16 protein-coding genes are annotated in these 24,742 nt (G+C 45.0%); 12 read left to right on the forward strand and 4 right to left on the reverse strand.

The features are described 5' to 3' along the window. Positions 1-70 precede the first annotated feature (70 nt). The 3 genes from rsuA to AB4180_RS14655 all read left to right on the forward strand — a co-directional run bounded on the left by rsuA (position 71) and on the right by AB4180_RS14655 (position 2,857). The gene (gene rsuA, locus AB4180_RS14645) at positions 71-766 is read left to right on the forward strand and encodes a 16S rRNA pseudouridine(516) synthase RsuA (RefSeq protein ID WP_017060380.1); all 696 of its coding nucleotides are present in this window, start codon (positions 71-73) and stop codon (positions 764-766) included. A gap of 214 nt (positions 767-980) precedes the next feature. Continuing rightward, the gene (locus AB4180_RS14650; RefSeq protein WP_017101184.1) at positions 981-2,198 is read left to right on the forward strand and encodes a Bcr/CflA family multidrug efflux MFS transporter; all 1,218 of its coding nucleotides are present in this window, start codon (positions 981-983) and stop codon (positions 2,196-2,198) included. After that, positions 2,198-2,857, forward strand: coding sequence for a DUF2913 family protein (locus AB4180_RS14655; protein ID WP_017101185.1), 660 nt, complete (start codon positions 2,198-2,200; stop codon positions 2,855-2,857). The genes AB4180_RS14650 and AB4180_RS14655 overlap by 1 nt, the downstream gene beginning before the upstream one ends. Positions 2,858-2,984: 127 nt before the next feature. On the opposite strand, the gene AB4180_RS14660 is transcribed toward AB4180_RS14655, so the two are convergent. After that, positions 2,985-4,421 carry a DUF2867 domain-containing protein gene (locus AB4180_RS14660; protein ID WP_102249843.1) on the reverse strand — a complete coding sequence of 479 codons (1,437 nt, stop codon included), beginning with the start codon at positions 4,419-4,421 and terminating at the stop codon, positions 2,985-2,987. A gap of 96 nt (positions 4,422-4,517) precedes the next feature. On the opposite strand from AB4180_RS14660, the gene AB4180_RS14665 reads away from it, so the two are divergent. The 5 genes from AB4180_RS14665 to nhaA all read left to right on the forward strand — a co-directional run bounded on the left by AB4180_RS14665 (position 4,518) and on the right by nhaA (position 11,696). Next, positions 4,518-5,891, forward strand: a complete 1,374-nt coding sequence (locus tag AB4180_RS14665; RefSeq protein WP_102249844.1) for an MATE family efflux transporter — start codon at positions 4,518-4,520, stop codon at positions 5,889-5,891. Between the two features lie 122 nt (positions 5,892-6,013). Next, positions 6,014-6,685, forward strand: coding sequence for an ABC transporter ATP-binding protein (locus AB4180_RS14670; RefSeq protein WP_009847080.1), 672 nt, complete (start codon positions 6,014-6,016; stop codon positions 6,683-6,685). Continuing rightward, positions 6,666-9,119 (forward strand): ABC transporter permease, encoded by a 2,454-nt coding sequence (locus AB4180_RS14675; protein ID WP_009847079.1) that lies wholly within the window; start codon positions 6,666-6,668, stop codon positions 9,117-9,119. Before AB4180_RS14670 ends, AB4180_RS14675 begins: the two co-directional genes overlap by 20 nt. Beyond that, the gene (locus tag AB4180_RS14680; RefSeq protein WP_012604245.1) at positions 9,109-10,257 is read left to right on the forward strand and encodes a lipocalin-like domain-containing protein; all 1,149 of its coding nucleotides are present in this window, start codon (positions 9,109-9,111) and stop codon (positions 10,255-10,257) included. Before AB4180_RS14675 ends, AB4180_RS14680 begins: the two co-directional genes overlap by 11 nt. Positions 10,258-10,532: 275 nt before the next feature. Continuing rightward, the gene (gene nhaA / locus AB4180_RS14685; RefSeq protein ID WP_029222855.1) at positions 10,533-11,696 is read left to right on the forward strand and encodes a Na+/H+ antiporter NhaA; all 1,164 of its coding nucleotides are present in this window, start codon (positions 10,533-10,535) and stop codon (positions 11,694-11,696) included. Positions 11,697-11,933: 237 nt separating this feature from the next. Here nhaA and AB4180_RS14690 read toward each other — a convergent pair whose 3' ends face one another. Further along, positions 11,934-12,545: an OmpA family protein gene (locus AB4180_RS14690; protein WP_032499588.1), complete on the reverse strand. Its 612-nt coding sequence runs from the start codon at positions 12,543-12,545 to the stop codon at positions 11,934-11,936. After that, positions 12,545-13,852 (reverse strand): TolC family outer membrane protein, encoded by a 1,308-nt coding sequence (locus tag AB4180_RS14695; protein ID WP_012604242.1) that lies wholly within the window; start codon positions 13,850-13,852, stop codon positions 12,545-12,547. The genes AB4180_RS14690 and AB4180_RS14695 overlap by 1 nt, the downstream gene beginning before the upstream one ends. A 300-nt stretch (positions 13,853-14,152) precedes the next feature. On the opposite strand from AB4180_RS14695, the gene AB4180_RS14700 reads away from it, so the two are divergent. From AB4180_RS14700 to fabV, 4 genes are all read left to right on the forward strand, one after another. Next, positions 14,153-17,962 (forward strand): VCBS domain-containing protein, encoded by a 3,810-nt coding sequence (locus AB4180_RS14700; protein WP_102249846.1) that lies wholly within the window; start codon positions 14,153-14,155, stop codon positions 17,960-17,962. A gap of 439 nt (positions 17,963-18,401) precedes the next feature. After that, positions 18,402-19,031, forward strand: a complete 630-nt coding sequence (locus AB4180_RS14705; protein WP_009847073.1) for a TetR/AcrR family transcriptional regulator — start codon at positions 18,402-18,404, stop codon at positions 19,029-19,031. A gap of 55 nt (positions 19,032-19,086) precedes the next feature. Beyond that, the gene (locus AB4180_RS14710) at positions 19,087-21,369 is read left to right on the forward strand and encodes an acyl-CoA dehydrogenase (RefSeq protein ID WP_004734682.1); all 2,283 of its coding nucleotides are present in this window, start codon (positions 19,087-19,089) and stop codon (positions 21,367-21,369) included. 209 nt (positions 21,370-21,578) lie between these two features. Next, positions 21,579-22,781, forward strand: a complete 1,203-nt coding sequence (gene fabV / locus AB4180_RS14715) for an enoyl-ACP reductase FabV (RefSeq protein ID WP_009847071.1) — start codon at positions 21,579-21,581, stop codon at positions 22,779-22,781. Between the two features lie 184 nt (positions 22,782-22,965). On the opposite strand, the gene AB4180_RS14720 is transcribed toward fabV, so the two are convergent. Further along, entirely contained in the window at positions 22,966-24,648 is a 1,683-nt protein-coding gene (locus AB4180_RS14720; RefSeq protein WP_012604238.1) for an aspartate:alanine antiporter, read from the reverse strand. Positions 24,649-24,742: the final 94 nt, after the last annotated feature.

Raw genomic sequence — 24,742 nt, forward strand, 5'->3', positions numbered from 1 at the left:
TAGTGTGAAATAGCTCAACTAATTGAGCAAAGGTGACTATAATACCCGACTTAGATTAGTTGAGGTATTCATGCGTTTAGATAAATTTCTGTGCGATGCGTTAGGCGTCACTCGAAGAGAAGCAACACACTTATTAAAATCCAAGGCAGTGACAGTAAATGATGTCATTCAAAAAAGCGGGTCACTCAAGGTAACTGAAGAGTGCGTTGTGGAATGGCAAGGCAATGAACTGAATGTTCACGGCCCACGTTACATCATGCTTTATAAGCCAGAAGGCTTTGTTTGTTCGCATGAAGATGGCGCAAATCGTATCGCCTTTGAATTACTCGATGAAATCAAAATGGACAAGCTGCACTTTGCTGGTCGTCTAGATATTGATACGACGGGTCTTGTGTTGATTACCGATGATGGTAAGTGGTCTCACCGCATCACATCACCAAAGCACAAGTGCGAGAAGACGTACCGTGTGTGGTTGGTTGAACCTGTTGAAGACGATTACGTTGAAAAATTCAAAGAGGGCATCCAGCTTAAGAGCGAAGATGGCCTAACACTTCCAGCACACCTAGAAGTTCGTGCTGAGCGTGAAGTACTGTTAACGATTCACGAAGGAAAATACCACCAAGTAAAACGCATGTTTGCAGCACTTGGTAACAAGGTCGAAGCACTGCACCGTGAACGTATTGGTGAAATCGAGATGGACGAGTCTTTAGAGTTGGGTGAATACCGTTACCTAACACAAGAAGAAGTAGACTCTATCTGGAAGTAATCTTTTCTACCGTAGATGTGGCCGACCAAGGATAGCGTCGGCTGATTATTTTGACTGGTACTAGGACAGTTTCAGCCATTATTACTATATGTTCATGTATGTGTGCGCATATTCGTGTATCACTGTGCGTATTCGTGTATTGCTATGTGTATATTCGTATATTGCTGCGTGCATGCTCGTGTTCACATAGAACTTAGTACTTAGTCGGAGAGTTATGCAAACGTCTACCTCACAGACCCCAAGCTCACAACCACAAACGCCTCAGTTAGGTTGGATGCTATTTTTGGTTTTGGGCGCTATTGGTGCTTTGACACCACTCGCCATCGATATGTACCTACCTGCAATGCCAACGATCGCCAAAGATCTTGGTGTGACTGCAGGGGAAGTGCAAATCACACTTACCGCGTACACCGCAGGTTTTGCATTGGGTCAGTTATTACATGGTCCGTTAGCCGACAGTTATGGTCGCAAGCCAGTTCTACTGATTGGTGTGCTCTTCTTTGCGATAGCGTCTGTCGTGAGTGCAACCACTCATGGCATTGAAGCGTTAACGTTAGTTCGTACCGCTCAAGGTTTTGCGGGTGCGGCGGCGGCGGTCATTATCCAAGCGGTTGTGCGTGATATGTTCGACCGTGAAGATTTCGCAAGAACCATGTCGTTCGTTACCTTAGTGATGACGGTTGCGCCATTAATTGCCCCTATGATTGGTGGTTATTTGGCATTGTGGTTCGGTTGGCGTTCAATCTTTTGGGTGTTGGCTATTTTTGCGGTTATCGTGATTCTTGCGGTTATCATTAAGATCCCTGAAACACTGCCTGTTGAAAATCGTCAGCCATTGCGTTTTAAAACGACGATTCGCAATTACGCTCGTTTATGTAAAAACTCGACCGCTATGGGCCTAATTTTCTCGGGTGCGTTCTCGTTCTCTGGGATGTTTGCATTCTTAACCGCAGGCTCTTTTGTCTACATTGATGTCTATGGGGTACGTCCTGACCTGTTTGGTTACCTGTTTGGCCTGAACATCGTTGCGATGATTTTGATGACGACCATCAATGGTCGAATTGTTAAGAAGGTCGGCTCTCATACCATGCTGAGAGCCGCGCTGGTCATTCAATTATTGGCTGGCGTGGGTTTACTGGTCGGTTGGTTATTGGATCTCGGGCTTTGGGGTATTGTGCCGTTTGTGATGCTATTTATTGGCACCATTTCTACTATCGGCAGTAACTCAATGGGTCTATTGCTCAGTGGTTATCCAAACATGGCAGGCACGGCTTCATCGCTTGCGGGAACATTAAGATTTGGTACTGGTTCTGTCGTTGGAGCTATCGTTGCGATGCTGCCAAGTGACAGTGCTGGGTCTATGGCTATGGTAATGGCTGCGTGTGCAGTAATGTCAGCATTACTATATTGGACATTAGGAAAGAAGGCATAATGTCAAAATACTATATTGAAATTCAGAAGTTAGTGAATGATGCATTAGGCGAGCTTTATGCTCTGCACAAAGCAGGCAAAGCGATTGATGCGCCTATTGCGAACAACCTTTATCTAGTTCGTTGGGTAACGAAGGCGATTAAATCCCAAGCTTATGATCGCGTGATTGTGCCTGATTTGGTGCGTTGGCAGAAGCAGGGCCGTTCAAAGGGCAATAACTCTGATTTAACTTTTACCTTCAAACGTATTTCTGCGTTTTACGGACGTTTTTTCCCTGAAGGCGAAGAGCCTAAAGCGCTAAAAGACAGTGATGTTGAAGCGTTCATGGACAAAATGTACGAGATGGGTTGGAGTGTATCAAGTGAAGACGAGCTAACGACTGGCGGCAAGATTCAATTCTTCACCGATGGTGAGCACTCTTTTGCTTTGTGTGGCAAACAGTGTGACGACTCTTTCGACGGTGAGCTGATGGTTAAGCCTATGAACTGGTTTGTTCGTGGTAACCACGCTGAGTTTATTCAAGCAGCGATGGAAGCAGGTTTCATGCTTCACAAAGTCACTGACTACAAGTCAGCGGTGAAGTATCACGGTGAATACATCGTGTACCCAGCTAACCAAGGCAACCAACTGGCTGAGATCCCAATTAGCGTTATTGGCTAATCTAGTGACAGTTAAAAATATAAAGACCGCCTAAATGGCGGTCTTTTTCTAGCAAGAAGGTGTGGAGGGAGTCTCATCTATAGCTCTTAATTTCTTCGCATCTCGTTGCCCGAATCTCGAATCTGCTTTAATCCTTCATCTGCTCTTTAGCTTGCTTCTCAATCGCCTTCACCATGCCTTTAAAGATAAATAGGTGAGCTGGCATCATCGCGAACCAATACAGTAAGCCTAAAAAGCCTTTTGGATGCCACCAAGCTGAAATGTTCAGTTCACGAGAATCACCGTGGTCAGAGACGGTGATTTCGAGTCTCCCCAAACCGGGGCCTTTCATACCGAAAAGCAGAGATAGAAACTGATTCTCTTCACAGCGAATAACCTTCCAAGAATCAATTTTGTCACCGACTTTTAGGTTAGGGCCTTCTGGCATTTGTCGAACAGGTACACCACCGCCAAAGATAAGATCTAACCATTCGCGTGTGCGCCATAAAGCGTTAGCGAAGAAGTAACCCTGTTTTGGGCTTCCTATCTGCTGTGCAACATGCCATAGGGAATCTAAGGATGCGCTTGAGGTGATACTTGCCCCTGTTTTCTTCGGGTAATAGCCATACCCAGCTTGCCAGCGCGTGAAGGCGGTTTTGTCAAAGCCCCAAACATTACTTTTTACGAAGTTTCCTTCAGCGTGAATTGCTTGCTCAACCATGTTTTCGAATGAGATAAGTTTCTGAGGGTACTTTTCTCTAATGATGGTCGAACTGGCAATAAAGTCATGCTTTAAGCCCGCGAGAAGCGCTCTGCCTATGTTGGACGGAACAGAAGTCACCACGCCCAACCAATAAGACGCCATTGAAGGTGTGAGAAGTGATGTCGCCCACAGCCTGAGTGGACGATCGGCTGTTTTGGCAATGTGAGCAAATTGATTTCGATAAGAGACAATATCCGGCCCGCCAACCTCGAAGGTTTGGCTTTCGCTAGGCGTGTCTTGTGCGAGTTTTAGTAGATAGTGGTTCAGGTTCTGCAAGGCAATAGGGTTGGCTTTAGAGTCGACCCATTTGGGCGCAATCATGATAGGTAAGTTGTACACGAAGTCTCGCATGATCTCGAACGCCGCAGAGCCAGGGCCAATGATGACGCCTGCTTGAAGTTCGGTCACCGGTACTGGTCCTTTACGAAGCAGTTGTCCGGTTTGTTTTCTCGCTTGAAGATGCTCTGAATCACCCGTTTGCGGTTGAAGCGAACTCAGGTAGATGACGTGTTGGTTTTTTGGCCCAAGAGCCGAAACAAAGTTACGAGCCAACTTGAGTTCGTAATCAATGAAATCATGGCCTTCAGCCATTCCATGTACAAGAAAGAAAATAAGGTCAAAGTCAGGGACGAGCGCTTGTGTCGCAGCTTGATCTGCGAGATCAAGGTATTCAAGTGACAAGTTGTCGTGAGGCTCTGTTCGTGCTTTTAAATAGTCGATATGCCTTGCTGCAGCTGTGACTAGATAGCCTTGCTCAAGCAGGAGAGGGAGGAGCTGCGAACCAACATATCCAGAAGCGCCTAAAACCAGTACTTTCTTCATTGTTACTCCATTTATCTCTGTGGTTAAAAACCGAACATTGATATAATAGCGTGATATTTATCTTTATTCATCAATACGTTCCGTTTAGGTATTTCTATGTTGCTCTCTTCAATTATTCATCACACTCGAGGTGATTTTGTTCGTAGGCTTATTGCGATTGCTTTACCTATCACCTTGCAGAGCATTATGTTCTCAAGTCGAGGCCTTGTGGATGTATTGATGTTAGGCCAATTGGGTGAAGCTGATATTGCTGCGGTGGGTGTGGCGAGTCGAGCCATGTTTGTCACGACCATTATGCTGGTGGGTGTCACTACGGGCGGCGCTTTGCTAACGGCTCAATATTGGGGCGCGGGTAACAAACAAGGTGTGCGAGAAAGTACCGCGCTTACATGGTTGGTTTCGACACTATTTGCGTTACTAACTATTGTTTTCTTCGTTTCATTTCCCGCACAAATCATGGGCGTGACGACTGACTCCCAAGAAGTGATCAACCTTGGTGTTGAATACATTGTTATCACCTCGTTTAGCATGCTAGCTGTATCGTGCGTTAGCAGTATGGCTGTAGGTTTGAGAGCGATGCACAAACCCGGGCTAAGCACCTTCTTCAGCGGTATCGGTATCCTGTCTAACGTGTTCTTAAACTGGGTGCTGATCTTCGGTAACTTAGGCTTTCCTGCGCTTGGAATCAAAGGTGCAGCGATTGCGACGGTATTAAGTGGTGCAATCGAAGTCGTTACCTTGTTTGGCTACCTTTATTTCTCTAAGCATTTACTGGCTTTCAAGTTCTGCGATATAAAAGCGGCAGCTTCGATCGAGAAAGTGGTTCGCTTCTTAAAGTTATCGCTACCGACGACGTTTAACTTCTTAGCATGGGCTGGTGGCTTGTTTGCTTACCACGCGATCATGGGGCAATCGGGTGTCCAAGGTCTGGCTGCACTTTCAGTGATGACGCCGGTTGAATCTATTTCATTGAGTTTATTGATTGGGATGTCGAATGCGGCTTCTGTTTTGGTTGGGAATCAACTTGGCGCAAAGAATAATGAAGCGGTTTATTACCAAGCGTTAGGCTTAACGATTTTGTGTTTCTTTACCAGTATCGCTGTGGCCGTTTTTCTTTACTTCGTACAAACGCCAATACTGAATGCTTTTAGTGCACTGACGGAAGAAACCAGAGCCCTCTCAGAAAAGTTCATTCTAATTTTAAGCGTGGGTATTGTTATCCGATCGGTACCGCTGACTGTCATTGTTGGTGTGTTGAGAGCGGGCGGTGATGTGAAGTTCTGCCTTTATCAAGACCTGATTGCCCAATGGGTGATCGGTATTCCGCTCGCCGCGATTGCTGCTATCTATCTGAAGTTTCCACCTGAGTGGATATATCTGCTTTTCCTCACTGAAGAAGTGCTTAAGTGGGGTGGGTCGCTCTACCGCATGAAAACAAGAAAATGGATTAAAAACTTGATAGGAAATTGAAGTAGAGCGCATCAACCCCATCACTTTATCGTTGGTGTGTGATCTATCTTTCAAAATACTTCCTCCTAACAGGGAATTAGTGTAGATTCTCATTCCAAATTCTAACTAATGTGAGCTGTTTAATGTTAAAGCTGTCAGACCTGTGTAAAGGCTATGTCGATGGGGGGGAGTTTCACCCTGTTTTGCAAGGTGCTGAATTAACATTAAACCAAGGTGATCAGCTGGCATTAATGGGAGAAAGTGGCTCTGGTAAGAGTACTTTGCTGAATCTTATCGCGGGTTTAGACCTCGCCGATTCAGGTGAAATCGCTTTCCCTCACTTCGATATGCACGACTCGACCGAGCGTGACCGCACCGCTTATCGTAGAAACAACATCGGTCATATCTTCCAGCAATTCAACTTGCTACCAACGCTTAACATTGCCGACAACATCCGTTTTTGCCGCCAGTTAAAAGGTTTACCTGAAGATAAGGGGCTCTGGAGACAGATTCTTTCTGCTTTAGACCTGATGCCTTTGCTTGGTCGTTACCCTGAAGAAGCGTCTGGTGGCCAGCAACAACGTGCTGCGATTGCTCGTGCCTTGTATATGGAACCGAAAATTTTGTTGGCCGATGAACCAACGGGAAGCCTTGATGAGCGCAATGCGGAAGCGGTGATGCGTTTGCTGACCTCTTTGGCCCGCCAATTAGAATGTACATTATTGCTGGTGACACACAGTGAGAAAGTTGCATTGCATATGGATGGCAGAATTCGTCTACAAGGAGGGCAACTGCATGTTATGGCCCGTAGTTAAAGCGCTACTTGGTCACTATCGACGTTACCCACTTCAGATTATCTTGGTATGGCTTGGTTTAACCCTAGGCGTATCACTTTTGGTTGGTGTTACCGCTATCAACCAACACGCCAAGCAAAGTTATACGCATGGCGAAAAACTCTTTTCGAATCCTCTTCCTTACCGTATTCGACCAAAACATAACGCGAATAAAATCCCGCAAGGTTTTTACATTCAGCTTCGTCGTGAAGGCTTTCAGCAGTGTTCTCCTTTTGACCACCATAGTATCACTGATGAAAATGGTGCAAACTTTATGCTTATTGGCATAGACCCTGTTTCTATGCTTCAGCTTCAGCCTGGTGCTGCCCTAAAAGAACTCACCACGTTAGATCTCATGAAACCACCATATCCGATCCTAGTGAGTGATGATCTTGCTGAACATATGGAATGGAAGGATGGGGACTACATTCCACTGATGGATGGTTCAGAGCTAGGTCCAGTGGTAGTGGACCAAAATAACCTGATTAATGGTACAAGGTTGATTGCGGATATCTCCTTGCTCCGAATGCTTAAACGCAGTGCAGGGCTTTCCGTGATTGCGTGTTCAGACATGTCTCCCGAGAAGTTTGAACGTCTTAAAAACATGTTGCCCAATGGTTTGACAATCTCTCGCAGCTCTAAAGCTGAGCTTGAGTCATTGACTAGCGCTTTCCACTTAAATCTAAAAGCGATGGGCATGCTGTCGTTTGTCGTTGGCTTGTTTATTTTCTATCAAGCGATGTCGCTGTCTTTCATTCAGCGCCAACCACTCGTCGGAATCTTGAGACAAACAGGTGTGTCTGGTTGGCAACTGACTAAAGCGCTTTGCTTAGAGTTATTGTTATTGGTTCTACTGAGCTGGATCTGCGGTAATGTATTCGGTGTCATGTTGGCAAACCAACTGTTACCTGCCGTTTCTTCGAGTTTAGGTGATCTTTACGATGCGAATGTGGGCTTAACCCTTAGCTGGAGTTGGCGTTGGAGTGGTTATAGCTTATTAATGGCGTTGCTTGGTGCATTCCTAGCGTGTGCATGGCCATTGGTTCGTTTGCTGAGGTCGCAACCGATTCGTTTGTCATCTCGTTTATCTTTGATGCGTTTTGCTGGCACTGAGTTTACTTGGCAAGCATTGATTGGTTGTGGTTTCTTGGTTGCAGCTGTCGCTGTGTATCAAGCCCCACAAACGCAAGAATCTGGTTTTGCGATTATTGCCCTGATGCTCGTCAGTGTGGCTTTGTTTACGCCTTTCTTGATGTGGAAGCTGTTCAACAGTTTGTCTTATTCACTGCGTTGGGTTCGTGCTCGCTGGTTCTTTGCGGATGCCGCTTCAAGCATGAGTTATCGTGGTGTGGCGACAATGGCGTTCATGCTAGCGTTAACAGCGAATATTGGTGTAGAAACCATGGTGGGTAGCTTTAGGGATACCACCGATAAATGGCTAACACAGCGTTTGGCTGCAGACCTTTACATTTACCCAACCAACAACGCCGCTGCACGTATGAGTAATTGGCTGTCAGAACAGCCTGAAGTCGATTCAGTTTGGTGGCGTTGGGAGAAAGATGTCGCTTCCCCTGTCGGAAGTACCCAGGTGGTCAGTACTGGTCCTTCTGAAGGCGAATTAGAAGCGCTGACGATCAAGTTAGGTATTCCGAATTACTGGTACCACCTGCATCATTCGAAAGGTGTGTTGATCAGTGAATCGATGTCTCTCAAGTTAGGGATTCGCCCAGGCGACTATATAGACCTTTATGACAGTCTTGGCTCTGGTTGGCAGGTTGTCGGTGTTTATTACGATTATGGCAACCCTTACCATCAAGTCATGATGTCACATCGAAACTGGCTATCTGGGTTTGCTGGACGCGGAAATGTCGGTTTAGGCGTCATACTCAAAGATGATGTCAATTCCGTAGGACTTCGAAGTCGATTGGAAAGCGTATTCAGGCTTGGATCTGAGCGTATTTTTGATAATAACAATATTCACAGTCAGGCGATGAGAGTGTTTGATAGAACATTCGCGATAGCTGATACATTGGGTAACATCACTTTGGTCATCGCGGTCTTCGGCATCTTTTTCGCGACGGTTGCGGGTGAAGTGTCTCGACAAAGGCATATTTCATTGCAACGTTGCTTAGGGGTCTCGGCAAAAGAGCTGATTTTTACAGGCAGCTTGCAGTTGTTTGTGTTCGGACTTATTTCTTCCTTGATTGCTATCCCGCTCGGATTGGCGTTAGCCAGCTTGATCGTCGATATTGTCATTAAGCAGTCTTTTGGGTGGTCACTCGAATTACAAGTGATTCCTTGGGACTATTTGCAGACATTTGCGTGGGCCATGGCAGCATTAATGTTAGCTGGTGCATTGCCAGTGATGAGAATGATTCGGAACACACCGATGAAATCACTGAGGGATGCGCTTTAATATGCTTCAACGAAATGGCTCAAAAAAACTCAGACACCGATTTGTTTCTGCTCTATTACTGATTGGTTTCTTTGGCACTATTTTAGGTGTCTGGGCTTACTATTCCTATTTTGTCGATGTTGGCGATAAGGGCGAGAATGAGGTTAATTCAGTACTTGTAAGTGAGCACTTCAATGTGTTTGAACCTGTATTGCCAGACCGAGGCGTTTCGTTGCCTCGTGATTTCCAGTTCCACCCAGAATTCCAGCATGAGTGGTGGCATTATTTTGCGTCTCTAAAAGGGGATGATGGGAAAAAGTACTCGGTACAGTGGAGCTTCTTTCGCATTGCAACCGATGAGCGAGAAACCTGGGGGTGGCAAAGCCCGCAGGTTTATATTTCAAATGTGGTAATTTCGTCTGAATCTAAGGTTTGGAAAGAGCAACGTTTGGCGCGTGGTGGCATTGGACAGGCGGGAATGACCAGTCATCCGTTTAGAATTTGGATTGATAACTGGAACTGGCGTGCCTTGGGTAACACACCGTTTCCAGGTCGCCTTCAAGTACAAACCGATACGTTCGGCCTTGAACTCGACACTATTGCGAAAGGGCCATACGTGCTCAACGGCGATAACGGCTATCAGAAAAAGCACGACTTATTGCCTGTCGCGTCTTATAACTTCAGCGCTCCGTTTTTATCTTTGAGTGGGGTTTTGAATCTCGACGGTGTAACGAAAGAAGTCGAAGGTACTGCGTGGGTGCATAAAGAGTGGGGCAGTGGTTTACTCGGAGTCGGTCAGCAAGGCTGGGATTGGTTCGTGTTTAATCTCGATGACGGTACTGCACTGAGCATTAACCGATATCGCCATAATCAACAATTGCCTTATGTTTTTGGAACATTGGCAACTCGTTCTGGCAAAGTGTATCAGCTAACGGACTCCGACATTTCTATCAAGCCATTACAGAATACGACGCTAATGAATGGTAGAAGAATGCCGCTCCAATGGATTATTAACGTGCCACAACACGATATCAATCTCACTACGCGTATCAAACGTAGGGATATGTGGCTGCCTTTTGTCATACCCTATTGGGAAGGGCCAATTATGGCGAGCGGAAGCCATGAAGCAACAGGCTTTATGCAGTTAACTGGCTACTAAAAAACACCTAAGGCTATCATTTGATAGCCTTTTTTTATGTTTGATATTCCGACAACCCTCGAATTATTTGTGCATACAGCCTTGGTGAACTCATCTATACTTAATTCATGGTGCATAACAACATTATGGAATATACGACGTATTGTTTAGTATTTGTAGGAAAAACCGAAGTTAAACATCCGAAGAAGTGATTATTTATCGATAGAGCTTGGATATAAACTCGTGGTTATTCTTTGTTATTCGTTTATTTAAATAATAAATATAAGGGCGAAATCATGACCGACGTCATCCGTGACTTCTTTAAATTGGAATCTGCTGGCGGCATCATACTAGTCATCGCTGCGGCGATCGCAATGTTTGTAGCAAACTCACCATTGAACGAAATGTACCAAGGGGTACTGCACAGCTATGTTCTTGGTATGTCTGTATCACACTGGATTAACGATGGCTTAATGGCTGTCTTCTTCCTTCTAATTGGCTTAGAAGTTAAGCGCGAACTGTTAGAAGGCGCATTAAAGTCTAAAGAGACAGCAATCTTCCCAGCTATCGCAGCGGTGGGTGGTATGCTAGCTCCTGCACTTATTTACGTGCTATTCAATTCAAGTAACCCTGAAGCGCTTCAAGGTTGGGCTATCCCAGCGGCAACTGATATCGCTTTCGCATTGGGCATCATGGCTCTTCTTGGTAACCGTGTACCGGTAAGCTTGAAGGTATTCCTACTAGCGTTGGCAATTATCGATGATCTAGGGGTTGTTGTTATCATTGCACTGTTCTACTCAGGCGATCTATCGACGCTTGCACTAACGGTTGGCTTCATTGCAACTGGTGTGCTGTTCATGCTAAACAACAAGCATGTAACTAAGCTGAGTGTTTACCTTATTGTTGGTGCAATTCTGTGGTTCGCAGTATTGAAGTCAGGTGTTCACGCAACATTGGCTGGTGTAGTCATTGGTTTTGCTATCCCACTGAAAGGCAATAAAGGAGAGCGTTCTCCGCTGAAACATCTAGAACATGCTCTGCACCCATACGTCGCTTTTGCAATTTTGCCAATCTTCGCATTTGCAAACGCAGGTATCTCACTAGAAGGCATCTCAATTTCAAACCTTACAGGCATGCTACCTCTTGGTATTGCTATGGGTCTATTGGTTGGTAAGCCTCTGGGTATCTTCCTATTCAGCTGGGGTGCTGTGAAAACGGGCATCGCTAAGCTTCCTGAAGGTGTGAACTTCATGAACATCTTCGCGGTATCTGTGTTGTGTGGTATTGGCTTTACGATGTCTATCTTTATTTCATCGCTAGCATTTGGTCCAACGAACGCAGATTTTGATACGCTTGCTCGATTAGGTATCCTGATGGGCTCAACGACCGCAGCTATCTTAGGTTACTTCCTGCTAAGTATTTCTCTACCGAAAACTAAGCATCAAGAAGTAAAGCTATAATTGGTAGGTAAAAGCATAATCGGTAGTAGGTTCGCTTAAGAGGGAGCCTACTCACTGAGTAACAAGTCAATTTCTGAGTAGCAAGAAGAGTCACAGAATCACCTTTACGATTCATGTGACGACAAAGAACAAAAAGCCGTGATTGGTAACCCTATCACGGCTTTATTGATCTTGAAGCTAAGCTGTATTTGTAAGCGAATTTACCTTACATCTTGCGCTTTCAGTGATGATGTCACGTTACTTTTCTAGTGTGGTAAAAATGGTCCACTCTTCAACGATCTGCTCACTTAACCCAACTACGGTCGCGGTTACCTTACGATTCAGTGCGTGTGAAGTAGGATCGTCACCATCGTTTTCTAAGCGTTCTTCACCATAGCCAACAATTCTCACGCGCTCTGGTTCTATACCATTCGAAAGTAACTCATCTTGTACATTGTTTGCTCGTTTCTTTGACAAGTCTAAGTTGTATTCGTTGGAGCCCACTTTACTGGCGTAACCTTGGATTTCAATTGAAGCGCTTTTGTAGTTTTCAAGAAACTCTGCCATGGTGCTAATTTGGCTAGAAAATATTGGGTTTACTTCAAATGAGTCATGAGCAAAGAGTATTTTCAGCTGTCGTACTTCTTCTGCTCGAATTGTTTCACCACAGCCATCATTGTCGACTTGTGATGTTTCTGGTGTACCAGGGCAGGTATCTCGCGCGTTTACTACACCATCTTTATCATCGTCTTGTAGATCGGCAATTTGTTCAGCTTCGGGCGTCTCGATGTAGGCTTCTCGCTGCTGATTGGAGCAGGCAAATAAAGTCATCGTTAATACGGGAAGTAATAAGTAAGTTATTTTCATCATTAATACTCCACGGCCGTTGTCCACTCTTCTGGTATGTCGACCAGTAGAGCGTTCAATAAAGAACCTGTAGCGTTCATCACTCGGTATTTAGCGTACTGCTCCGAGTAATGGGCATCCAGATAATCTTTGCGGGCTTCAAACAGTTCGTTCTCAGTATTGAGCAAGTCAAGCAGAGTACGTTTCCCTATTCGGTATTGTTTTTCATAGGCGATAACGGTTTCTGAAGCTGAATCAACATGGTCGGACAAAAAGTTTTTCTGTTGCAGTGTGAGATCTAAGGCGCTCCATGAGAGACGAAGTCCTTCTTCGACTTGGCGATAAGCACGATCTCTAAGATCTTTCGCCTTATTGAGTTGGTAAGCAGAAGCTTCTGAATTGGCGCTGTCTGCACCACCGTTATATAAGTTATACCGCATTCTCAACATTGCGAGCGTCTCTTGACTTGAACCTTCATCGCCTCCTGCATCATCACGCCATGACTGAGACGCTTCGATAGAGAATGTAGGATAGTTTACGCCTTTGGACTGTTTATATTGAAAATGTGCTGCGTCGACATCTGCCGCCGCTATTTTAATTACAGGGTGTTTATCTAAAGCGTCAACTAGGGCATCTGACAATGACAGTGGAATCCAAGATATGTCGGCCCTTGGGTAAATCAGACCTAGCGGTTCTTGTCCTACAACTCTTCTAAATTGGGTATGTGTGTCGATCAAATTATTCTGGGCGGCTAATAAGTTACCATGAGCTTTTGCAATCCTAGCTTCTACTTGCGAAACGTCTGCGGTAGAACCTATGCCTGAACTCGCTCGTTTTTTTATGTCTTTATAGATTTTCTTGTGTATCGCAAGGTTACTTTCTGACAGCGCCAGTACCTCAGTCGCTTTTACTGCGTCGAGATATATTTGTGTTACCTCCAGTGCTTTGTCTTCGGCATCTGCTATCAATTGCAAACGAACTGATTCAGCTTCTGCAGCGGTACGGTCAATATCGTTCAGAGTCGAAGAACCATCCCACAGCAATTGAGTGAGGGAAATCGTTGCTTCCTTTCTTGTTAGATCCGTGTCTGGACCGTTATTTGGTGCAGGGTTTATACCTTCATAACCAATACCGGCATCAAGGTCGATACTCGGCCTGTATGCCCCACCAGAGGCGTCATTACGCTTTTTCACGCTCACATATTCGTTAAAGATGCTTTTTATCTCTGGATTCGTTGCTAGGGTAATAGCCACAGACTGTTCCAGAGTTTGAGCGGCGAGTGGTGCTGCAGCAACTAAGCAACACATTATGGATAATTTAAACAATTTCAAAGTAGCTCTCCTTCTACTTTCAATGCCTCATCCGTTTCCCAACCTACGTTTACCGTTGAATTGAGTGAATGGTATTAAACGAAGCTTAGGACATTTGCAAAAAAATGCGAAGTTTGTTGGTTTTTTTTGAATGTAAGTCGCTATTGCTATTGACTAATTTAAAAAGCATCGCATTCCCATGTCTTTAGTGAGTTGATTATCAATAATGCCACTACTAAATTTATTGTAGGAAATAGCCACAGCGCAGAGTGGGATTGGATCCGCGTTTGGTGTGTTCTGGGCAGAAGTGGGAATATGGATATGGGAAATATCAACCTAAATATACTAGGTCTTGCGAACGGCGTTATAGTGCTCGACGCTCAAGGCCAAGTTAGACGTTTGCCTCCGGGCGAGCAACCAGCTGCTAGCGACGTCATTGTCACTGTCGAAACAACTGAAGAGAGCGTGCCAAACGTTTCTGCACGGTTTGTCGATGACCAAGGTCAGCAAAACGTGATAGACACTGATGATGCGATCGCTCAAGTTCAACGTGCTATTGAAGAAGGGTTTGATCCAACAGAATTGGGTGAAGAGTTTGATGCCGCCGCGGGTGAGCAAGGCTCAAGTCTAACCAACAGCGGTAGGATTGAACGTACAGGGGCTGAAACTCTTGCTTCAACAAACTTTGAAACTGACGGACTTGAATCTCAAGGGTTGTCCGAAACGCAAAGTATTGCTCTTTTCGATATCATTGCTCTTGCGCTTGTTTCAGGTGAAACCAACGTTATTGAGTTTGAACAGGATGAGCCTATTGAAACCGGGGGCGCTTTAACCATTGACGATCCGGACGTTACCTTTATCGCCAAAGATGCGGAAGGCGAAAATGGGTTCGGGTCTTTTGTCGTTAATGAGGATGGCTCGTGGACATTCGTGGCCAACAGTCCATTTGATGAACTTGCTGATGGCGAGCAAATTCAAGATACGACGACAGTGCAAACCTCCGACGGTGGCGAACAAGTCATCACCGTCACCATCATTGGTACTGATGATGCGGCAGTCGCTACCGATGATTCGGGCAGTGTGACTGAGGACATTGATGTAGATGAGATCACCAATCAATTAGTGACGTCTGGTCAGGTCGTAATTACAGATGTAGACAGCGACACTCCTACCTATTCAGCTGACGGTGAGTTTAACCTCGTAGGTTCAACAAACGAATCACAGCTAGGCGTATTGAGCATCGACCCTGATGGTGCTTGGACTTACGTAGTTAACAACGACGATGTTCAGTACTTGGATGACGATGAATTCGTTACCGAGGTTTATACCGTGACAGCCAGTGACGGTACCACTAGCGAAGTGACTATCACTATTAACGGTGCCGATGATCCATCTGACATAACTGTTGGTGAAGGTGATTCAGACACAGGAGAAGTGACTGAGGATGTGGATGTTGATCAAGAGAGCAACAACTTAGCGACGTCAGGGACGCTAACCATCACCGATGTCGACGATAACGACGTCGCTGCTTTCGAACCAAACGGTGTGTTTAACCCAGAAGGTTCGACCAATGATACCGCTCTGGGTTTTTTGACCATTACCGATGGTGGTGAATGGACTTACGTCGTCAACAACGATGATGTGCAATACCTTGACGACGATGAGTTTGTCACCGAGGTTTACACGGTTACTGCAATAGACGGAACCACGAGCGAAGTGACCATTACTATTAACGGTGCCGATGATCCGTCCGAGATTACCGTAGGAGAAGGTGACTCAGACATGGGTGAGGTGACGGAAGATGTCGATGTTGACCCGGAGAGTAACGACTTGATGGCGACGGGAACACTGACGATTACCGATGTTGATGCTAATGATGTCGCGGCTTTTCAACCTAACGGAACGTTTAATCCTGAAGGTTCGACCAATGATACTGCGTTGGGTATGTTGACCATTACCGACGATGGCGAATGGACTTACGTCGTCGACAACGATGATGTGCAATATCTCGATGACGATGAATTTGTCACCGAGGTTTACACGGTGACTGCGATTGACGGAACCACAAGTGAAGTGACCATCACCATTAACGGTGCTGATGATCCATCTGAGATTACGGTTGGGGAAGGTGACTCAGACATGGGTGAGGTGACGGAAGATGTCGATGTTGACCCGGAGAGTAACGACTTGATGGCGACGGGAACACTGACGATTACCGATGTTGATGCTAACGATGTCGCGGCTTTTCAACCTAACGGAACGTTTAATCCTGAAGGTTCGACCAATGATACTGCGTTGGGTATGTTGACCATTACCGACGATGGCGAATGGACTTACGTCGTCGACAACGATGATGTGCAGTATCTCGATGATGATGAGTTTGTCACCGAGGTTTACACGGTTACTGCGATTGACGGAACCACAAGTGAAGTGACCATCACCATCAACGGTGCCGATGACCCATCTGAGATTACGGTTGGGGAAGGTGACTCTGACGTGGGAGAAGTGACAGAGGACGTCGATGTCAATGAAGATACCAACGAACTCTCGGTGTCTGGTACTTTAACGATTACTGACGTCGACACGAGTGACATGCCTGCATTTAAACCTAATGGCATGTTTACCCCTGTTGGATCTACTTATGCACTTGCACTAGGTATGTTAACGATTACTCCTGAAGGGGCATGGAGTTATGTCGTTGATAACGATGCGGTTCAATACTTGAACGATGACGACACGGTTATTGAGCGATATGTCGTCACCGCCATCGATGGTGTAGAGCATGTTATCGAGATAACAATCAATGGTGTCAATGACGCACCTGAAGCGACCAGCTTTACGGTCGTTAATGATGAGGACGCGATTATACCTATTCTCTTCGATTCTGAAGATGGCGGCATGCCAGATTACATCTCAGATATAGAAGATGATCATGACGACATTCCACTTAATATTCGGATAGAAAGTTTGCCAACCAACGGCAGCCTTTTGTATACCGATGAAAATGGTGTCACGAGAGAAATTGTGCAGTCTGACGTCGACAACGGTGTGTTGTTTGTCCCAAACAATATCAGCTTCGTTGCCGGGCCTGGAGAAATGTTTGAAATGGGCTTCAGTGGTGACCCTGACGATATGCCAGAGCTCGTTGATGGCTTCTATAATTGGGGCGTCGCGGTGTCGCCAACCGAGAGACTTATTACCCTAGATAACGGCAATACGATTACGGTTACGATTGAAGACAACAATAATAAGCCTTTGAAACAGTATCAAGGTGAACAGTCTCATGTCGGTTTTGGTATTGGTGATACCGATGGTAGAGGTATGAACAAACAGGAGACCTTAGTCCTCGATTTTACAAATAATCCATTAGGGGTTGTTGATTTTGGTCTAGATGGTTTGGGTGGTTCATTTAACACCAATAGTAATGTTTATGTTGAAGTACTCTATACCTTTGCTGATGGTACAACGCATACAGAGCAGTATCAGAAAGACCCCGGAGACACCGGAAACAGCCAAATACTTTATGATTTCAGTTATTCATCACCAGATAATCCGATCGTTGGAATGGAGTTGTCATCGACAGGGGGCAGTTGGGAGTTACGCTATGTCCAAGGTAACGAGGCGGTAACTGAAGACCCGCAGTTTGATTATGTCGCGGTCGACTCTAATGGCGCAGAAAGCACGGTAGAGACGGTCACCATAGATATCGAAGAACCGCAGCAATATAACGTGATCAGTGCAGCGAGTAATGAACCTTTGTATGCCGAGTCAGGCAACGATCTGCTGATTGGAGATAGCGGAGACAACATCTTCACTTGGCTAGACTCTACGCTCGACAATGGGACCGATATCATTAAAGACTTTGAGCTTTATACGGAGGGCGCCGGTGATCTGATTGACCTCAATGATCTACTTGAAGACCCACAAGATGAAACTCAAATGGCCGAGCTGCTTGGCATGATTGAAGTGTCTGTTGATGGAGACGATATCGCACTATCGATTCCAATCAATGGCGGCAGTGATACTCAAACCATAGTGGTTGAAGGTATTGCAACGGAAATGGGAGCTTCGGTTGATCTCGGCAATGATCTTTCGGTGCTAGCCGAGTTAATCAAAAATGATGCTGCCTAGTCGGATCGTGAAATGCTTTGAACTTTAATGTAATGAAAGCCTTCGGTTTCGAGGGCTTTTTTGTGTCTACTATTAACCTAAAAAAACACCGTGATCTTAGACAAAAAAAAGCCCAAACCAACGCGGTTTGGGCGGATACAAGTATAGGAGTTAATAAGGAAAATGCAGTGATTAAGAAAACAGTGAGAAACAAGTTTGACGGCCTGTTAAACATCTAAATACGCTGTTTTCTACTTAATTTATGACCCTCGATTATCATTTCAGTTCCCCAAAAAATTCATTAATTTTCTCTTTTTAATTAAACGCGTCTCTATTCAATCGCTTAGAACGTAATGCTTATAACTGGTACGACCAATTTGTGAAAATGTGATGTTGCTTGCTTGTTAAATAAATGTTCTAAGCGTATATTTCAAACAGTTGTTTAATACGAGTGATTGAAATGGCACCAAGAAGTACAACCAAAGACAAAATCTTAGATGTGGCTGAAGGCTTATTTGCTGAGCACGGTTTTAATGACACCTCTTTACGCACGATTACGAGTAAAGCCAATGTCAATCTTGCTTCAGTGAACTACCACTTTGGCGATAAGAAGACTCTGGTTCGTGCGGTACTCAATCGTTACTTAGAAGCATTTATGCCAGCATTGCAAGATGCACTAGTGAACTTAAATTTGAACGAAACGTATTCTATGAGTGACGTGTTTGAGTCTTTAAGGCAGCCACTAAGGGCACTCAATGATGTAAGGCCAAATGGTACGAGTCGATTTATGTTACTCATCGGTCGAGGCTATACAGATGTGCAAGGTCATTTGCGTTGGTTCATTACTACTCGTTATAGCGAAGTACTGACTTTGTTTACCAACTCAGTAATGAAAGCCAACCCAAACCTCACTCAAGAACAGTTATTTTGGCGATTGCACTTCACCCTAGGGACTTGTGTATTCACCATGGCATCTAGCCAAGCTCTAATAGAAATTGCAGAGAATGACTATGACAGAAAGATAGATGCTAAGGCAGTGGTCGATATTCTTATTCCATATTTGGCCGCTGGCATGTCAGCAAAAGAATAAAACAATAAAAAGCAAAATATTCACAAACAATATAGTGAACAAAAGGATCTGAACTATGAGCTCTCTAAGACAAAAATGGGTAAGTGACCCAGCTTTTAAACTCTTTAAAAAAGTACTACCACCCCTATCTAGCACCGAGAAAGAAGCGATGGAAGCGGGTAGCGTGTGGTGGGACGGAGAGCTGTTTTCTGGTAAACCAGATTTCACTAAGCTTCACCAGTACCCAAAACCTCAGCTGACAGCAGAAGAGCAATCGTTCATGGACAATGAACTTGAAACTTTGCTCGCTATGCTCGATGACCACAAAATTGTGAAAGAAGACAGAGACCTTCCTGAGGAAGTATGGAACTTTTTACGCAAAGAGCGTTTCTTCTCGCTAATTATCGCGAAAGGGTACGGTGGCCGTGAATTTTCGGCGCACGCCAACTCTACAATCGTAACTAAGATTGCAACGCGTAGTATCAGTACCGCGGTTTCGGTAATGGTTCCAAACTCTCTTGGCCCTGGTGAGCTACTGTCTCACTACGGAACTCAAGATCAAAAAGACTACTGGCTTCCACGTCTAGCTGACGGTACAGATATCCCTTGTTTCGCACTAACAGGCCCTGAAGCAGGTTCTGATGCGGGTGGTATCCCTGATGTCGGTACTGTGTGTATGGGCATGCACGAAGGTAAAGAGACACTAGGCATCAAGCTTAACTGGAACAAGCGTTACATTACGCTAGCACCAGTGGCAACGGTACTTGGTTTGGCTTTCAAACTGCACGATCCAGAAAAGCTACTGGGTGACAAAGAAGACATTGGTATCACTTGTGCGCTTATCCCGGCAGACCACGAAGGTGTTGTGATCGGTGAGCGTCATGATCCACTTGGTCTTGCGTTTATGAATGGCCCAACACGCGGTCACGATGTATTTATTCCTATGGAATGGCTAATCGGTGGCGCAGATTACGCAGGTAAAGGCTGGCGTATGCTGGTGGAATGTTTGTCTGCAGGTCGTGGTATCTCATTACCCGCACTTGGTACGGCGATGGGCCACCTAACAGCGAAAACGACCGGCGCATACGCTTATGTTCGTAAGCAGTTCGGTATGTCGATTGGTAAATTTGAAGGTGTTGCAGAGAGCTTAGGCCGTATTGGTGGTTTAACGTATCTATTAGAAGCGACTCGTACACTGACAACCACTTCACTTGATATGAAAGAGAAGCCGGGTATCGTAACGGCTATCGCGAAGTATCACATGACAGAGATGGCTCGTACTATTCTGAATGACTCAATGGATATCCATTCAGGTCGTGCAATTCAAGATGGCCCAATGAACTACTTGGCTGCGCCTTACCTAGGTATTCCAGTTGCTATCACAGTAGAAGGTGCGAACATTCTAACTCGTAACCTGATGATCTTCGGTCAAGGTGCGACACGTTGTCACCCATACGTATTGAGCGAAATGGAAGCGGCAGCGAATCCAGACGAGAAGCAAGGTGCAAAAGACTTTGATAGCTTGTTGTTCAAGCACATCTCACACGCAACTAAAAACACGTTTGGTGCGTTTGGCGCAGCACTAACTGGCTCTAAGTTCATTAAAGCCGACATGAGCGGTCCAACGAAGCCTTACTACCAAGATTTGACTCGTTTGAGCCGCGCACTTGCAGTGAGTGCGGATTTCGCAATGCTGACGCTAGGTGGTGAACTGAAACGTAAAGAGCTTATCTCTGCACGTTTGGGTGATGGTCTAAGTTACCTATACATGGCGTCTGCTGCACTTAAAAAGTATGAAGACGAAGGTCGTCAACAAGCTGACCTAGACTACGTACACTACGCGGTTCAACACTGTTTCCACAATGCGGCTAAGTCGTTACAAGAAGCGTACCGTAACTTCCCGAATAAGATGGTTGGAAAAGTACTTAAAGGTCTAGTTTTCCCTGTAGGTAACCACTTCGAAAAACCAAGTGATAACCTAACAGTTCAACTAGCAGAAAGCTTGATGACTCCGGGAGCACACCGTGAACGTCTGACTCACCTTTGCTACATCGGCAAGGAAGAGGATGATAGTGTTGGCCTTATGGAGAACGCGTTCAATGCGATGTACAGCATCAAGCCTCTGGAGCGTAAGATCTTTAAAGCAGTGAAAGAGGGCAAAGTGGCTCGTAAAGGCTTGTTGGCAGACAAACTGGCTCAAGCACTTGCTGCCGATGTTCTGACACAAGAAGAAGTCGACCAAATTGTTGCTGCTGATAAACTACGTTACACAGCGATTCAAGTTGACCACTTCAGTCATGACTTTAGTGAAACTTTGACGCGAAAAGAGTTAAAACCTAAGCTAAATAGCGTTGCTTAGATAACGAAATGATAAAAGGCACCTAATAAGGTGCCTTTTTTGTTTTTGTCGTAGAAGTCGCAATAGAAGCGTTAACAAATGGTGACTTAGTCGGCAAATATCAGTTGAGTGCTCCAACCACTTGCATTTTCACCACATTTTTACAGAAATTAGATGCCATTTGCGCACGAAACTCTTATCCTTAACCTGATTTTTTAAGGAAGTTGAATATGATCATCAAACCTCGAATTCGCGGATTCATCTGTACTACAACACATCCAGTCGGTTGTGAAGCTAATGTAAAAGAACAAATTGCTTACACAAAAGCTCAAGGCCCAATCGCAAATGCACCTAAACGTGTACTCGTTGTTGGCTCTTCAAGTGGCTACGGCTTGTCTTCACGTATTGCGGCTGCATTTGGTGGCGGCGCTTCAACTATCGGTGTTTTCTTCGAGAAAGCCGGTACTGAGAAAAAGCCGGGCACAGCTGGTTTTTACAACTCAGCAGCGTTCGATAAGCTAGCTAAAGAAGAAGGCCTGTATTCAAAAAGCCTTAACGGCGATGCTTTCTCTAACGAAGCTAAACAGAAAACAATTGACCTGATCAAAGAAGATCTAGGTCAAATCGATATGGTTGTGTACTCACTGGCATCTCCAGTGCGTAAAATGCCAGAGACTGGCGAAGTGATTCGTTCATCTCTTAAACCTATCGGTGAGACTTACACATCTACAGCGGTAGATACAAACAAAGATGCGATCATCGAAGCAAGCGTTGAGCCTGCTACTGAAGAAGAGATCAAAGACACTGTTACTGTAATGGGCGGTGAAGATTGGGAACTTTGGATCAACGCACTTTCTGAAGCGGGTGTTCTAGCTGACGGTTGTAAGACTGTTGCTTACAGCTACATCGGTACAGAGCTAACGTGGCCAATCTACTGGGATGGCGCGCTAGGTAAAGCTAAGATGGATCTAGATCGTGCAGCATCAGCGCTTAACGAGAAACTAGGCCAAACTGGTGGTACTGCGAACGTTGCTGTTCTTAAGTCAGTTGTGACTCAAGCAAGCTCTGCTATTCCTGTTATGCCTCTTTACATCGCTATGGTGTTCAAGAAGATGCGTGAAGAAGGCATTCACGAAGGTTGTATGGAACAGATCTTCCGTATGTTCAGCCAACGTTTATACAAAGCAGATGGCAGTGCAGCAGAAGTTGATGAAGTGAACCGTCTACGTCTAGACGACCTAGAACTTCGTGATGACATTCAAGAGCATTGTCGTAACCTATGGCCTCAAATCACAACTGAAAACTTAAAAGAACTGACTGACTACGTTGAGTACAAAGAAGAATTCTTGAAGTTGTTCGGTTTCGGTGTTGATGGTGTTGATTACGAAGCTGACGTTGAGACAGCTGTTGAATTTGATGTAGCTGACATCTAATTCACAAATCAAAATAAAACGAAATAGGCGCTCATTGAGCGCCTATTTTTTTGTCTGTAGTTTGAGGAAAGTAGTATAGAGATTTGGGATGAGAAAAGAGATTAAGTAATAAAAAATGCACTAACTCAAAGATGAATTAGTGCTTTTAAAATATCTAATCTAAAGCGCTATAACGCTGAATAAACTAGCTGATGATAATGATAAAGGTACCCGCTAAGGTCATCAATATATTGGCTATCGCGTACGTACCTGCGTACCCCAGTGCTGGGATAGTTGAACGAGCGTGGTCATTCACTATGTCCATTGCCGGAGCACAGGTTCGTGCGCCAATGATGGCTCCAAAAAGAAGAGCTCGGTTCATCTTCAGTGCGTAAGCGCCGACTAGGTAAGCGAAGAATACCGGCAGTACACTCACGATAAGTGCTATCCCGATAACTTGCGGACCCACTTGGGTCAAATGCTCAAATATCTTACCACCGGCGCTCAAGCCGATACCGACCATAAAGAACATCAAACCGAGATCTTTGACCATATTCAACGCCCCTTGAGGAACGTAACCGAAGGTAGGGTGGTTCGCTCGTAAGAAGCCAAGCATGATGCCCGATAGAAGAAGACCAACTGCATTACCTAAACCAAATGAGACTTGGCCGAATGTCATGGTGATCAAACCAAACAAAATGCCCAGAATGAAGAAGCTACAGAAAGCCGTCAAATCGGCCATTTGGCTGTGAATCGAGATGAAACCAATTTTTTCTGCAAGGCCGTGAACACGGCTCTTTTCACCACTGACTTGTAGTACATCACCTTTAGAAAGTACGATGTTTAAATCCATCGGCATTTCAATTTGAGCTCTTACTACGCGGTTAAGGAAACAGCCGTATTCCGATAAGTTTAAGTCAGATAAACGCTTACCCGCGATGTTGTCGCTTTTAACGACGATCTCTTCTTCAACGATTCGTAGATCGAGAAGGTTACGGTCAAAAACTTCTTTACCGTTTCGGAAACTTGGATCAAGACGAGCGTGGCTGTCAGGGAAGCCAACTAATGCGATTTCATCGCCTTCTTGCAGAATGGCATCGCCATCAGGGTGGGCAAGAATACCATTACGTCGAATCCGCTCGATGTAGCAACCAGTTTGGCGATAGATGCCAAGCTCACGAAGGTTCTTGCCATCAGTCCAGGTAATTAGCTCTGGTCCCACACGATAAGCTCGGATAATGGGTAAGTAAACCTTACGCTGGCCAGAGGTGCCTAGGCCGCGCTCTTGAGCTATTTGTTCTGCAGAGTCGTGCAGGTTTACTTTCTGAAGCTTTGGAATAAGGCGGGCAAACATAATCATACTGATTAAGCCGACTAAATAAGCCATCGCGTAACCTACAGAGAGGTTTTCTATGACCAGACCCAGGTCCATGTTTCTTGGTACTTCAGCTAAACCTGAATTGAGTGCATCTTGCGCACCAACTAATATTGGTGTTGCAGTTAGTGCTCCCGCCATCATGCCTGCGGAAAGTCCGAAACCAAGACCTAAATATTCGCTGCAAAAATAAGTAAGGGCAATGGCCGTAGAAAGTACAACGAGGCTAAGAATGAGGTAATGCTTACCATCTCTGAAGAATATACCGAAGAAGTTGGGCCCGGCTTCAATACCTACACAGTAAATGAAGAGCATGAAACCAATTGTGAGAGCGTCGGCGTTAAAGGAAAAGCCAAGATGTCCCATGATAAGAGAAGTAATCAGAACACCGATTGAATTTCCTAGTTGGAGACTACCGAAACGAATTTTACCAATGGCGAGGCCAATAGATAACACAACAAAAATGAGAAGGATGGGGTTTTGTTTTAACAGCAAGACAACGTCGATATTCACAGTGATTGCTCAATAATTAACGTGAAACACAGGATCAGTTTGAGGAATGAATTGTATCTAAATATAAATAAATTATAAGTGCTATTTTCAATTT

Source organism: Vibrio sp. 10N.286.49.C3, assembly GCF_041469545.1.
GTDB lineage: Bacteria > Pseudomonadota > Gammaproteobacteria > Enterobacterales > Vibrionaceae > Vibrio > Vibrio tasmaniensis_A.

Excerpts from the sequence above, each read along its gene's own strand:
- AB4180_RS14675 (WP_009847079.1), top strand. The coding sequence starts at position 6,666 with ATGTTATGGCCCGTAGTTAAAGCGCTACTTGGTCACTATCGACGTTAC.
- AB4180_RS14670 (WP_009847080.1), top strand. The coding sequence starts at position 6,014 with ATGTTAAAGCTGTCAGACCTGTGTAAAGGCTATGTCGATGGGGGGGAG.
- AB4180_RS14650 (WP_017101184.1), top strand. The coding sequence starts at position 981 with ATGCAAACGTCTACCTCACAGACCCCAAGCTCACAACCACAAACGCCT.
- AB4180_RS14665 (WP_102249844.1), top strand. The coding sequence starts at position 4,518 with ATGTTGCTCTCTTCAATTATTCATCACACTCGAGGTGATTTTGTTCGT.
- AB4180_RS14690 (WP_032499588.1), bottom strand. The coding sequence starts at position 12,545 with ATGATGAAAATAACTTACTTATTACTTCCCGTATTAACGATGACTTTA.
- AB4180_RS14710 (WP_004734682.1), top strand. The coding sequence starts at position 19,087 with ATGAGCTCTCTAAGACAAAAATGGGTAAGTGACCCAGCTTTTAAACTC.
- rsuA (WP_017060380.1), top strand. The coding sequence starts at position 71 with ATGCGTTTAGATAAATTTCTGTGCGATGCGTTAGGCGTCACTCGAAGA.
- AB4180_RS14660 (WP_102249843.1), bottom strand. The coding sequence starts at position 4,421 with ATGAAGAAAGTACTGGTTTTAGGCGCTTCTGGATATGTTGGTTCGCAG.
- fabV (WP_009847071.1), top strand. The coding sequence starts at position 21,579 with ATGATCATCAAACCTCGAATTCGCGGATTCATCTGTACTACAACACAT.
- AB4180_RS14655 (WP_017101185.1), top strand. The coding sequence starts at position 2,198 with ATGTCAAAATACTATATTGAAATTCAGAAGTTAGTGAATGATGCATTA.
- nhaA (WP_029222855.1), top strand. The coding sequence starts at position 10,533 with ATGACCGACGTCATCCGTGACTTCTTTAAATTGGAATCTGCTGGCGGC.
- AB4180_RS14680 (WP_012604245.1), top strand. The coding sequence starts at position 9,109 with ATGCGCTTTAATATGCTTCAACGAAATGGCTCAAAAAAACTCAGACAC.
- AB4180_RS14705 (WP_009847073.1), top strand. The coding sequence starts at position 18,402 with ATGGCACCAAGAAGTACAACCAAAGACAAAATCTTAGATGTGGCTGAA.
- AB4180_RS14700 (WP_102249846.1), top strand. The coding sequence starts at position 14,153 with ATGGGAAATATCAACCTAAATATACTAGGTCTTGCGAACGGCGTTATA.